The organism is Methanocaldococcus vulcanius M7 (genome assembly GCF_000024625.1).
Classification (GTDB): Archaea; AGJL01; Methanococci; order Methanococcales; family Methanocaldococcaceae; genus Methanocaldococcus; species Methanocaldococcus vulcanius.
The window spans coordinates 619,096-632,037 of the sequence record NC_013407.1 but is presented as its reverse complement, the minus strand read 5'-3'; the positions used below and the strand labels follow the sequence as shown (position 1 = coordinate 632,037).

Sequence of the window (12,942 nt, the reverse complement as noted above, 5' to 3'; positions counted from 1 at the left end):
ATTAGGGATAATATGAGCAAAGAAACCAAAATCACACTCATTGGTAGTAAACTTGCAAAAACTGGAGGAGAATTTTATTACCTGGGAGAAATAGAGGAATGTGAAAACTGCAAATTTAAACGACTATGCCACGGAAATTTAGAGATCGGAAGAAAATACAAGATCATCTCAGTAAGATCAGCAAACCACCCATGCCCAGTTCACGAAGGTGGAGTAAAAGTGGTTGAAGTAGTTTTATCAGATATAACAATAATGATCGACACAAAAAAAGCACTTGAAGGGGTTGTGTTAAATCATCACCCAATAAACTGCGATAATTTTGAATGCGAATACTATACGTTTTGTAATCCAAAAGGAATAAAGGATGGAGAAAAATACAAAATAAAGCAAGTTATTAATGAAAAAATAAACTGTCCAAAAGGAAAATCCTTAAAAAAAGCAATAGTAGAGATAGTAGAAAACGAGCAATAATAAGGTGAAAACGTGATAAGTAATAGATGCAAAAACATAAAACCCTCGGCAATAAGAGAGATATTTAACTTAGCTACCTCAGATTGTATAAACCTTGGTATAGGAGAACCCGACTTTAAAACACCAAAACATATAATTGAAGGGGCCAAAAAAGCACTTGAAGAAGGAAAAACTCACTACTCTCCAAACAATGGAATTCCAGAACTTAGAGAAGAAATAGCAAATAAAATAAAAAAGGACTATAACTTAGAAATTGACAAAGACAATGTTATAATAACCTGCGGTGCTTCAGAAGCGTTAATGCTTTCAATAATGACATTAATAGATAGAGGAGATGATGTAATAATTCCAGATCCATCCTTTGTTTCCTATCACTCCTTATCAGCATTCGCAGAAGGAAAAATTAAAACCACTCCATTAAACGAAAACTTCGACCCCGATTTAGAACATATTAAAAACCTAATAACAAAAAAAACTAAATTGATAGTGATAAACACCCCTTCAAACCCAACAGGAAAAGTTTATGATAAAGACACAATAAAAGGCCTCGCAGAAATAGCAGAGGACTACAATTTGATTATCCTTTCAGACGAAGTTTACGATAAAATCATATATGAAAAAAAACATTACACTCCGATGCAATTTACTGATAGATGCATAATGATCAACGGATTTTCAAAAACCTACGCAATGACAGGATGGCGACTCGGCTACTTAGCAGTTTCAGAAAATCTAAATGAGGAGTTAAACTTAATCGATCATATGATAAAAATACACCAATACAGCTTCGCATGTGCCACAACCTTTGCTCAGTATGGAGCTTTATCTGCCCTCAAAGGAGACCAAAAATGTGTTAAAGAAATGGTAGATGAATTTAAAAGAAGAAGGGATTTAATTTATAAAGGCCTAAAAGATATTTTTAAAGTCAATAAACCAGAAGGTGCATTTTATATCTTTCCAGATGTTTCAGAATTTGGAGACGGAACAGAAATTGCCAAAAAATTAATAGAAAATAAAGTTCTATGTGTTCCCGGAATTGCCTTTGGAGAAAATGGAAAAAACTACATCAGATTCAGCTATGCCACAAAATATGAAGATATAGAAAAAGCATTAGACATAATAAAGACAACCCTTGGTAGTTAAATCAGTTAATAATTATTAACTAAATAACTAAAATTAACTGATAGCCAACTTGAATATTTGAAACTTATAATTGATTATTGATAGTTTTAATTAATAGTATTAATAAAATTCCTCCAATTGCAAATATATATGTTATTTAAATTTAAGAGTATAAGAATGAACAAATAAACAATTGAAAATAACAATCCAAATTTAAGGGCATTATTTTCATTCTCTTTATCCCTCCAAACAGTGAAATAAGCTAAAATCATTATTATAGTTAAGAATAACCAATAATTTATGAACTCTCCAAAAAATCCATATACAGGATTCTGATGCATTATTAATGAAAGGATAATCCAAGATATTACAAACAAGGAATATAGAAACAAACTCATTAAATTTTTCAACTTTATTTTAAAATTATCATCAAAAATTAAAACAATATATCCCAAATACCAAACTAAAAACAATGAACCTATTTCATAATTTAATTCAAAATTTTTAACGGAAAATATTAAATTTAAGAAAGAATAAATTATAAATGGAAAAATTACTATGAAAATTTTTTTAATTAGAGGATTGGACATTATTTCACCAAGATACTTTAAATAAATATTTTTTGATAAGGAAATAACTGCAAAGGATTACAATTATCCCTCCTATCCATAATACGCCTTGATTTTTATATGATATATATGTAGATAGTGCATCCCCACTTACTAATATAATAATTAACAATATTATGGAATATATAAATATTCCGACAATTATGGAAATGGTGGATATTTTAAATTCTTTGATAGTTTTTGGATTACCATCTAAGCATGCTCCAAAGAAACCAAATAAAAAAATCATTAAAAATATAAATAAAAATAAAGTAGATGATTTTAATGGATAAAATTTATTAGGTATTTTTAAATAAGGATCTATGAACAATAAATAATAAACCATACAAAAATACCCAAATAAAGCTCCAAAAATCATTCCAATTATTGTAAAAATCCCAACATTTTTAATATTTAAAAGATTTTTGCTCATTATCTCCCTCCTTGAACAAAAGTTTATTAATCTTGCCTATTTTTTATTTATTGTTTTATCAAAGGCAACAAACAACAAAATGATTTACCTTTTATAGATGCATATTCATAAATTATCTGATGATTTTATCTTAACCTTTTGATATTTAAAATTTACTAAAACCAAATTTAAAAGATAATAAAAAAATAAAAACTATAAAAAATCGAGAATCGCCTAAAAGGTGGGACTATGTTAAAAAGAAAACACTTAGAAATGATCCTCGACTCTCTAAAACGCCATCCAAATCCAAAAATTGAATTGGAGCAATATACAATAGATGGAAAACTTGCCGGAGATATATTATACTTTGCAATAAACGACTTTTACGGAAATGTAGTTATCGACCTCGGCTGTGGAACTGGAAAACTCGCAATCGGAAGCAAATTACTCGGAGCAAAAAGAGCCATTGGTATTGATATAGATAAAGAGAGTATAAAAGTGGCAAAAGAAAACGCAAAAAAAGTAAACGCTGATGTTGAATTTTACTGCAAAGATATAAGAGAGATCGATAGACAATTCATAAATGAAAAATTAAAAGAAGATAAATATCTAAAAAAGATTATAATCCAAAACCCCCCTTTTGGAGCACAGAAAAAACAGGCAGATAGAATATTTGTAGACAAAGCCCTCGAAATAGGAGATGTTGTTTACACGATTCATAATAAACCAACTAAAAACTTTATTAAAAATTATATAGAAAGTAAAGGAGGAGAAATAACCCACGAATACGAGGCAAGTTTTAAAATTCCTGCAACGTATTCCTTTCATAAGAAAAAGGTTGTAAATATTCCGGTTATAATTTTTAGAATAGAAAATAAATCCAAAAACAAAGACAACGATTAATCCACTTTTATATATTCATCTTTTATATTTCTCTCATTATAAATTCACTTTTTATTCTTTCTCAACATCCTACGAATCTTCAAATACAAAGTTGCAAACAAAACCAAAACAGGAATTATCTCTAACCTACCGATCCACATAGCAACAATACCCGCGATCTTTCCAATAACAGGGGTCTTTAACGTCACTACACCAAGAGAGATTCCAATATTTGATGTAAAAGAAACTGCATCAAAAATAGAATCATACGGCTTATAACCAAGATATATAAAAATCAACGCCACTAAAAACGAAGAAAAACAATACAAGAAAAAGACCACAAATGCCTCTCTAATGATCTTATAATTCAAATCAATATCCTCAAGATGCTCATATATAACAGCAGATTTTGGATAGAGAACCTCTTTTATCTCATATACAAGTGCCTTCAATATAACTAAAAATCTAATTATCTTAACCCCTCCAGTGGTTGTTCCAGCACCCCCACCAATTAACATTAAAAAAATTATCAAAAATAAAGAGAAATTCGATAAAAGTGAAACATTAATGGTTGTGAACCCCGTAGAAGTCATTGCTGAAACCACAGTAAATAAAGAATCAATAAATGGAATATGATCCTTAAAAGAAATAATAACTGATATTATTGCTATCACAACCAATGCATACTTCGTTTGAATATCATTAAAATACTTTCCAGTTAACAACTTATGATGAATAGAAAAAGACATAACCCCTCCAACCATCATTATTCCAATCATAACGATCTTTGCAAAATCATTATAAGGAAAGCTGTAATTGCTTATGCTCATCCCTCCAGTAGAAATACCAGTCATAGTTAAATTTACTGCCTCCCAAAAACTTAAACCAGAAACATATAATAAAAGAACTCCTAAAATCGTATACAACACATATATCCAAACAATTGTCTTTATTGTTCCAATAGCACTCGGCATAATTCGCTCCTGTCTCGCCTCAGAGGCATATAAAAGATAAGCAACAGTTCCAGACCGAGCTAAAACAAGGGCTGATAAGACCAATATTCCAACTCCTCCAATCCACTGTTGAAAACTCCTCCAAAATAGAACAGATTTTGGCAACACTTCAACATTTGGAATTAACGTCATTCCAGTTGTTGTCCATGCAGACATACTTTCATAAACAGCATCAACATACGAAAAATAATGGATAGATAAATATAGAGGCACTGCCCCAATAAAAGAAGCAACTAACCAAGATAGGGCAGAGGCAACCATAGTTTGATGTAATTTTAAATTTTTTGGCTTAGTAAATTTTTTTATAAGAGATCCTAAAACGATAGAACAAATACCGGGAATCAAAAAATCCAACACTGTGTTTTCATTAAAATAAAATGCAACAATACAAGGTATTAATGTAAATATTCCGATTATTTGAGTTATCCCTCCTAAGATATGTAAAATACCTTCAATATCTTTCCTCGTTAAGCTACAAACCCCCATACTCCAAACCTTAAAGATTATTCCGAATATCTTTGATACCACATTACTATTTAAATTTATTTCAGGTTATAAGTTAGTATATTTAAATTTATGGATATTTATGTCTATAATAAAAAATAAACCTCAACCTACAAATTAGGCCATGCATAGGCCTCCGCATCCGCTTAGTGTCTGGATGCCCTGCCGGGCTCTCGGGCGGTTAGTGTCGGCGGGCTGAACGCCTCGGGCAGAACCCTCGGCGCTTACACCCCCGACCTATCAACCTCCTCTTCTAGGAGAGCCCTCGTCCCCAAAGGGACTGGCCGCCTATTTTCGGGGAGGGTTTCGGGCTTAGATGCCTTCAGCCCTTATCCCTTAGTGCGTAGCTGCCCGGCAATGCCCTGTCGGACAACCGGTAAACCAGAGGCACCGGCGGCTCGTTCCTCTCGTACTAGAGCCACCTTCCCCTCAGGCGACCAACACCCCCAGCAGATAGCAACCAACCTGTCTCACGACGGTTTAAACCCAGCTCACGATCCCCTTTAATGGGCGAACAGCCCCACCCTTGGGCCCTGCTGCAGGCCCAGGATGGGAAGAACCGACATCGATGTAGCAAGCCGCGGGGTCGATATGGGCTCTTGCCCGCGACAACTCTGTTATCCCCGGGGTAGCTTTTCTGTTATCCCTGGCCCCCATTGGTGAGGCACAGGGGTTCGCTAGGCCCGGCTTTCGCCTCTTGGTCGGCCTCTTTTACCGACCAAGTCAGGCCGGCTTTTGCCCTTGCACTCCACGGCGGAGTTCTGACCCGCCTGAGCCGACCTTTGGGCCCCCCTGATGCATTTTCAGGGGGGTGCCGCCCCAGCCAAACTGCCCACCTGCCGGTGTCCCCCACACGGGGTTAGGGACATGGCCATGGGTGGGTGGTGTCCCATGGACGCCTCCACCACCCCCGGAGGGGTGGCTTCGACGGCTCCCACCTACACTGTGCACCCACGGCCATGCCCCAACGACAGGCTGCAGTAAAGCTCCACGGGGTCTTCGCTTCCCACTGGGGGTCTCCGGCCTTTGCACCGGAAAGGTAGGTTCACCGGGCTCCGGCCCGGGACAGTGGGGGTCTCGTTACGCCATTCATGCAGGTCGGAACTTACCCGACAAGGAATTTCGCTACCTTAAGAGGGTTATAGTTACCCCCGCCGTTTACCGGCGCTTCGCCCGGTTGTACCCGGGTTTCACGTACCGGCACTGGGCAGGCGTCGGCCTTGGTACACACCCTTACGGGCTAGCCAAGACCTGTGTTTTTATTAAACAGTCGGACCCCCCTGGCCACTGCGACCTGCGGTCCCCCCCATATAGAGAAGACCGCAGGCACCCCTTCTCCCGAAGTTACGGGGCCAATTTGCCGACTTCCCTGGGCCGGATTCACCCGACACGCCTTAGGATACTCGCCTAGGGGCACCAGTGTCGGTTCTGGGTACGGTCATCGGGGATCCTTACCAACTCCCTTTTCACGGGCTCCAGGGCTCAGCCGAACCCTCCTAACGGAGGGCCCATCACGCTTTTGCCCGGTTCTCGCCATTACGGCACTCCCCGGGCTTATACGCTTGGCCACCCCGACGGGGGTGGTCGGCCTACCCCGAAGCGTCAGGAGTTGGCCCTGCGTTGCCGCACGTACCCCGATGGCGCGGGAATATTAACCCGCTTCCCTTTCCCCTCATAGGGAATTACCCCGAGGGTTAGGACCGGCTAACCCACAGCTGACGACCGTTGCTGTGGAAACCTTGCCCCTTCGGCGGTGGGGATTCTCACCCCACTTTGCTGTTACTACTGCCGGGATCCTCGTTCCCACGAGGTCCACTCGACTTCACAGCCGAGCTTCTACCCTCGCGGGACGCCCTCCTACCGGATCACCATAACGGTGCCCCCGGGTCTCGGCGGCCGGCTTAGCCCCCATTATCTTCGGGGCCCCTGACCTCGACGGGTGAGCTGTTACGCACTCTTTAAAGGATGGCTGCTTCTAAGCCAACCTCCCCGCTGTCTTAGGCCAGGGACTCCCTTCCATTTACACTTAGCCGGCACTTAGGGGCCTTAACCCGGGTCCGGGTTGTTCCCCTCTCGGACATACGGCTTACCCGTATGCCCTCACTCGGGAGCTACGGCGATGACGGGTTCGGAGTTTGACAGGGTGCCGAGGGCTCTCGCCCCCTAAACACCCTATCAGTGGCTCTACCCCGCCATCTACCTAACTCCCGGCTAACCTGCGAGTTATTTCGGAGGGAACCAGCTATCTCCGGGCTCGATTGGCATTTCACCCCTAGACCGAGGTCAGAGGAGCACTTTGCGCGGTAACACCCCTGCGGGCCTCCACCCCTCTGGCGAGGGGCTTCACCCTACCCCGGCCTAGATCGCCCGGTTTCGGGTCGTACGAGTGTGACTCCAGGCCCACAAAGACCTCGCCCCTCACCCAAAAAGGGCTGCGGGCACGTCGGTTTCCCTACGCCTTCGACCTTGAAGGTCTTAGGCTCGCCACACCCGTACACTCCCCGGCCCGTTTTTCGAAACGGACGACACGACTCCGGCATGCCACCCCTCGTACTCCTCCCTCGCGGGAGTTTCCTTCGGGGTGGTTACCTTTCGAGCCGTGCCATACCGCACCCGTCTGGTTTCAGGCTCTTTTCACCCCCCGCAAGGGGTGCTTTTCAGCTTTCCCTCACGGTACTAGTTCGCTATCGGTCTCGGGACGTATTTAGGGTTGGAAGCCTAATGTCTCCCAGCTTCCCGCGCGATATCCAACGCGCGGTACTCAGGGACACCTCAAAACCCCCAACCGGTTACGCCTACGGGGCTTTCACCCTCTATGGCGCCCCGTTCCAGGGGACTTCGGCTTCCCGGTGGGGGTTTATATGAGGGCCCTGCAACACCACATCCCCTTACCCTTACGGATAAGGGTTCGGTTTGCCCTGTGCCGGTTTCGGTCGCCCCTACTCCCGGCATCCCTGTTGGTTTCTTTTCCTGCGGGTACTCGGATGCTTCTTTTCCCCGCGTTCCCGCTCCCTAACGGGAGCGCCCCAAATGGGGCAGGAAGTCCCATTCGGGGATCCCGGGTTCTACGGCTGCCTGCGCCTCCCCCGGGCTTATCGCAGCTTGCCACGCCCTTCCTCGGCGCCCCGAGCCGAGCCATCCACCAGACGGGGTGATAGCCCGGCAGAGCATCCAGATTTCACCGGGATGCGGAGACCTATGCATGGCCCTCATCATTAGTCAGGCCCTTCACCTGCAACTCTTTGGAGTTGCAGGCTGCACGTGTTTTAGTGGACCCGGTGGGATTTGAACCCACGGCCTCCGGCTTGCAAGGCCGGCGCTCTCCCAGCTGAGCTACGGGCCCACTTTGGCCTATGTGGCAAGCCCACGACTGGTTTGGTGCTCCACAGCAACCAGCTCTTTTTTCTCAGGAGGTGATCCAGCCGCAGGTTCCCCTACGGCTACCTTGTTACGACTTCGCCCCCCTTGCTGAACCCAAGTTCGACCCTGCCCTTGCGGACAGGGCCTCACTTGGGCTCAACTCGGGTGGCGTGACGGGCGGTGTGTGCAAGGAGCAGGGACGCATTCACCGCGCCATGGTGAGGCGCGATTACTACGGATTCCGGCTTCACGAGGGCGAGTTACAGCCCTCGATCCGGACTACGACCGGGTTTAGGGGATTCGCTCCCCCTTTCGGGGTCGCTTCCCATTGTCCCGGCCATTGTAGCCCGCGTGTAGCCCAGGGGATTCGGGGCATGCGGACCTGTCGTTGCCCGCACCTTCCTCCGGCTTAGCGCCGGCGGTCCCCCATGAGTGCCCTCCTCCCGGAGGAGGAGGTTGCAACATGGGGCACGGGTCTCGCTCGTTACCTGACTTAACAGGACGCCTCACGGTACGAGCTGACGACGGCCATGCACCACCTCTCGGCGCGTCTGGCAAGGTCGTCAACCTGGCCTTCATCCTGCCGTCGCCCCTGGTGAGATGCCCGGCGTTGAATCCAATTAAACCGCAGGCTCCACCCGTTGTAGTGCTCCCCCGCCAATTCCTTTAAGTTTCAGTCTTGCGACCGTACTCCCCAGGCGGCGGACTTAACGGCTTCCCTTCGGCACCGCGTCGGCCCGAAGCCGACGCGACACCTAGTCCGCAGAGTTTACAGCCAGGACTACCCGGGTATCTAATCCGGTTTGCTCCCCTGGCCTTCGTCCCTCACCGTCGGACCCGTTCCAGCCGGGCGCCTTCGCCACAGGTGGTCCCCCAGGGATCAACGCATTTCACCGCTACCCCTGGGGTACCCCCGGCCTCTCCCGGTCCCAAGCCCAGCAGTATCTCTGCCAGCCCTGCGGTTGAGCCGCAGGATTTAAGCAGAGACTTACTGGGCCGGCTACGGACGCTTTAGGCCCAATAATAGTGGCCACCACTTGGGCCGCCGGTATTACCGCGGCTGCTGGCACCGGACTTGCCCAGCCCTTATTCCCGGAGCTGTTTACACTCCGGAAAAGCCATCCCGTTGGGATGGCACTCGGGGTCCCCCCGTCGCACTTTCGTGCATTGCGGAGGTTTCGCGCCTGCTGCGCCCCGTAGGGCCTGGACCCGTGTCTCAGTGTCCATCTCCGGGCTCCCCCTCTCAGGGCCCGTACGGATCGTCGGCTTGGTGGGCCGTTACCCCACCAACTACCTAATCCGCCGCAGCCCCATCCTCGGGCGCCGGAGCTTTCGGGGAGGGATCGTTCCAGACCTCCTCCCCTATGGGGGATTAGCCTCAGTTTCCCGAGGTTATCCCCCTCCCGAGGGTAGGTTAGCCACGTGTTACTGAGCCGTGCGCCGGTGCTCCCGAAGGAGCCCCTTGACTCGCATGGCTTAGTCGGACCCCGATAGCAGTGGCCTCCGGCAGGATCAACCGGAATTAAGTGGGAGATACGGTCGCAAGAAAGGATAAACCTTTCTTGCGGCTGGTTGCTGTGGAGTTTCACCACCAGTCGTGGGCTTGCCTTAGTCCCAATCCTCTCGGATTGGGAACGCACCTTCAAGTGCATCCAATAAGAAGAACTTGTCAACTGAAACGTTTTTAGGAAAAAAACAATCAAACTAAAATAAAAAATTCAAAAATATAAGTAATAATTATGATACTTACACGTGCAAAGAACTTAATATCAAGGTTTTATAATAATTTTTTCAAACAATATACAAAGAGGCCAAATACTCCAACCGAAAGATAAATATTTTCCAGTTAAATGGAAAAAAGACGGGTTTTAAAATTATTGGCAATAAGTTAAGATTATCGTTATCAGAGCAGATGAGGCAGTGGTGAAAGAAAGGAAGCAAGATATTAATAGGGGTTAGGATCAAAGAGTTTATTTATCAAGTTAGGTGGTGAAATTATGGAAGATCTTAATATAAAAGTTGGAGATTATGTTGTATATATTAACACTGGGACTAAGGGTAGGGTTGTTGATATTGTAAAGGATGAAAATGGAGATGTGTGGGTTGTTTTAGATAATAATTTAATGTATAGACCTCATCTTTTAAGGGTCATAGATAAATCGGAAGTAATTAAAAAGAGAGATGAGATTGAAGAGGCGGTTAAAGAAATTGAGGAGGAAGAGTTGGAGGAAGGAAAATTGATTGATATGGATTTAGGAGATGCATGTGGTGCAGGATAAACATTTCATAACTTTTTTAATAATTTATTTTTATTTGACATGATTTTAAATTAATTTATCATTTTCGATATAATTTTAATATGATAACAAAAAAGATCTTGGTGATGTTGATGGATGTTGCGATAGTTGGTGCTACGGGATATACTGGGGCTGAGTTATTAAGGTTGTTAGCGAGGCATGATGATGTTGATGTTTGCTATATAACCTCACGAAGAGAAGCAGGAAAGCATGTTTTTAAGGTTCATCCTCATTTAAAGGGTGTTGATAAGTATAAAGAACTTTATTTTGTTGGAGATGTTGATAAAGTCGATGCTGATATAGTTTTTACTGCAACTCCGCACGGCGTTTCTATGAGTGTAGTCCCTAAGTTTTTGGAGAGGGGGGTTAGAGTAATAGATCTCAGTGGAGATTATAGATTTGAAGATCTGAGTTTGTATGAAAAATATTATAATATTAAACATGTCGGTTTGCCTGATGTAAAGATTGCATATGGTCTTCCTGAACTAAATCGAGAAAATATAAAAAAAGCTCAACTTGTAGCAAATCCCGGATGTTTCCCAACGGGAGCTATTTTAGCAATTGCTCCTCTGGTTAAAGAGGGTTTGATAGAGGAGAGAGTAATATTTGATTCTAAAACAGGAGTTAGTGGAGCGGGAGTTAATCCTACTGAGACAACGCATTTTCCAAATGTGAATGAAAATATCACGCCTTACAAGATAACAAAACATAGGCATGCTCCTGAGATTGAAAAAGAGTTAAACAAGATCGGGAGGGTGAAGGTTTCGTTTACACCTCATTTGGCTCCCATAACAAGGGGAATATTAACAACTGCTCATGCATTTTTAACTGAGGATATATCTGATAATGACATAATTGATATTTATAACGAGTTTTATGGAAGGGAGTTTTTCGTAAGAATATTCTCTGATGATATTCCGAGGTTGACTTATGTTAGGGGGACGAATTTTTGTGATATTGGGGGTTTTGAAGTTGATTGTCATGGAAGGGTTGTGGTGGTTTCTTGTATTGATAATTTGGTAAAGGGGGCAAGTGGACAAGCTATCCAAAACATGAATATTATGTGCGGTTTTAGAGAGGAAGAGGGTTTATTAGATATTGGATTAAATCCATGATTATCTTGTTTATTGATTTACCTATATCCTTTTTAGAGATGTTATTTTTATATTTAATAATTTTAATTTTTATATTCATATTCAAATCTATGTATAAGTATATACAAATATATGTAATTAAAAAATAAATAATATAAAATTATAAAAATTTAAAAGTTGAGGAATTTAAATAAATATTAAAAACGGAGATTATTCAATGTTAATTCCTTTTTTAATTGATGACTCTGCTTTTGGTAAAATTACTGATAAGACCCCGTTTTCAAATTTAGCTGATGCGTTTTCTTCTTTAACTGTTGCAGGAAGTTTTATGTTTCTATATATCTCTTCATCCTCAGGAATCTCTGAGTAGATAATCCTTTCGCTTTCGGTTATCATCAGTGGACTTCTTTTGGCTCTTATTTCTAAGGTGTCCCCAACTGCGTTCAAGATTATATCCTCTTTGTTAACTCCTGGCAACCATGCAATAACTTTTATATGTTGGTCTCCTTCAATAATAGATATTGGCATAAAGCCCTTTCCTGATATTTGAACTCCTGTTGAACTTTGTATCATTGTAGTTCCTGCCATTGGGGTTGTAAATAACTCTTTAAACATCCTTTCAAATAGTGAGTCAAATGGATCTCTTCCTATCATTGTTATCACCTCTTTTTTTACTCCGTCTATTTATTTAATGTTTTTGAAGTTCTATATAAATTTTTCTATAATTCATAAAAGTAAATATTTATGAGAAGATAAATCAATGTTGCGAAATAAAAAATAGAAAAAGAAAAAATATAAAAAATTAAAAATAAAAAAATAAAATATTATCTTTTTTGTAAAGGAATATCGTTTATATCCATTGAGATCCATTTAATCTCGTCTTTTATAAACTCTTTAATAAGTAAGAGGATTTCTATCCTATTCTCCGTTGGAATGTCCGTTCTATAAACGAATGAGAATAATTTATTTATCCCTTCTTTTTCTTCTTTTATTAACATCATTAAATCTGAACTATCTATGTTTTTTTCTCCATTCATCGATAGAAGATATTTCCATCTCCAAAGTCGTATTTTTATCAAAAAGTTTAGTAAATCCTCTATTATCTCTTTTGCAAACTCATCCCCACTTAAACATTCTTTTACAATATCTGAAATCAACACTGAACCAAATCGTCTCATA

9 protein-coding genes, 1 tRNA gene and 2 rRNA genes are annotated in these 12,942 nt (G+C 42.3%); 5 read left to right on the top strand and 7 right to left on the bottom strand.

Going from position 1 to position 12,942, the window contains the following annotated elements; all coding sequences use genetic code 11:
• Positions 1 to 12 precede the first annotated feature (12 nt).
• Positions 13 to 471, top strand: a complete 459-nt coding sequence (locus METVU_RS03290; RefSeq protein ID WP_015732751.1) for a UPF0179 family protein — start codon at positions 13 to 15, stop codon at positions 469 to 471.
• Between the two features lie 12 nt (positions 472 to 483).
• Positions 484 to 1,614, top strand: a complete 1,131-nt coding sequence (locus tag METVU_RS03285) for a pyridoxal phosphate-dependent aminotransferase (RefSeq protein WP_015732750.1) — start codon at positions 484 to 486, stop codon at positions 1,612 to 1,614.
• A gap of 573 nt (positions 1,615 to 2,187) precedes the next feature.
• On the opposite strand, the gene METVU_RS03275 is transcribed toward METVU_RS03285, so the two are convergent.
• Positions 2,188 to 2,634: a hypothetical protein gene (locus METVU_RS03275; RefSeq protein ID WP_015732748.1), complete on the bottom strand. Its 447-nt coding sequence runs from the start codon at positions 2,632 to 2,634 to the stop codon at positions 2,188 to 2,190.
• 228 nt (positions 2,635 to 2,862) lie between these two features.
• On the opposite strand from METVU_RS03275, the gene METVU_RS03270 reads away from it, so the two are divergent.
• Positions 2,863 to 3,516 carry an METTL5 family protein gene (locus METVU_RS03270; protein WP_015732747.1) on the top strand — a complete coding sequence of 218 codons (654 nt, stop codon included), beginning with the start codon at positions 2,863 to 2,865 and terminating at the stop codon, positions 3,514 to 3,516.
• A gap of 44 nt (positions 3,517 to 3,560) precedes the next feature.
• Here the strand turns inward: METVU_RS03270 and METVU_RS03265 are convergent, their stop codons facing one another.
• The 4 genes from METVU_RS03265 to METVU_RS03250 all read right to left on the bottom strand — a co-directional run bounded on the left by METVU_RS03265 (position 3,561) and on the right by METVU_RS03250 (position 9,895).
• Positions 3,561 to 4,994 carry a TrkH family potassium uptake protein gene (locus METVU_RS03265; protein WP_015732746.1) on the bottom strand — a complete coding sequence of 478 codons (1,434 nt, stop codon included), beginning with the start codon at positions 4,992 to 4,994 and terminating at the stop codon, positions 3,561 to 3,563.
• Positions 4,995 to 5,173: 179 nt separating this feature from the next.
• Positions 5,174 to 8,179: ribosomal RNA gene (locus tag METVU_RS03260) — 23S ribosomal RNA — on the bottom strand.
• 103 nt (positions 8,180 to 8,282) lie between these two features.
• A tRNA-Ala gene (locus tag METVU_RS03255) sits at positions 8,283 to 8,355 on the bottom strand.
• 65 nt (positions 8,356 to 8,420) lie between these two features.
• Positions 8,421 to 9,895, bottom strand: a 16S ribosomal RNA gene (locus METVU_RS03250).
• Together the 16S and 23S rRNA genes with 1 tRNA gene alongside form the textbook arrangement of a ribosomal RNA operon.
• Positions 9,896 to 10,369: 474 nt before the next feature.
• Here METVU_RS03250 and METVU_RS03245 point away from each other — a divergent pair.
• Together METVU_RS03245 and argC are read left to right on the top strand one after the other, a co-directional pair.
• Positions 10,370 to 10,651 (top strand): DUF2098 domain-containing protein, encoded by a 282-nt coding sequence (locus tag METVU_RS03245; protein ID WP_015732745.1) that lies wholly within the window; start codon positions 10,370 to 10,372, stop codon positions 10,649 to 10,651.
• 107 nt (positions 10,652 to 10,758) lie between these two features.
• The gene (gene argC / locus METVU_RS03240; protein WP_048196763.1) at positions 10,759 to 11,784 is read left to right on the top strand and encodes an N-acetyl-gamma-glutamyl-phosphate reductase; all 1,026 of its coding nucleotides are present in this window, start codon (positions 10,759 to 10,761) and stop codon (positions 11,782 to 11,784) included.
• A gap of 189 nt (positions 11,785 to 11,973) precedes the next feature.
• On the opposite strand, the gene METVU_RS03235 is transcribed toward argC, so the two are convergent.
• Positions 11,974 to 12,417: a heat shock protein HSP16.5 gene (locus METVU_RS03235; RefSeq protein ID WP_015732743.1), complete on the bottom strand. Its 444-nt coding sequence runs from the start codon at positions 12,415 to 12,417 to the stop codon at positions 11,974 to 11,976.
• A 170-nt stretch (positions 12,418 to 12,587) separates the two neighbouring features.
• On the bottom strand, positions 12,588 to 12,941 hold the full coding sequence (locus METVU_RS03230; protein WP_015732742.1) for a hypothetical protein: 354 nt from the start codon (positions 12,939 to 12,941) through the stop codon (positions 12,588 to 12,590).
• Position 12,942: the final 1 nt, after the last annotated feature.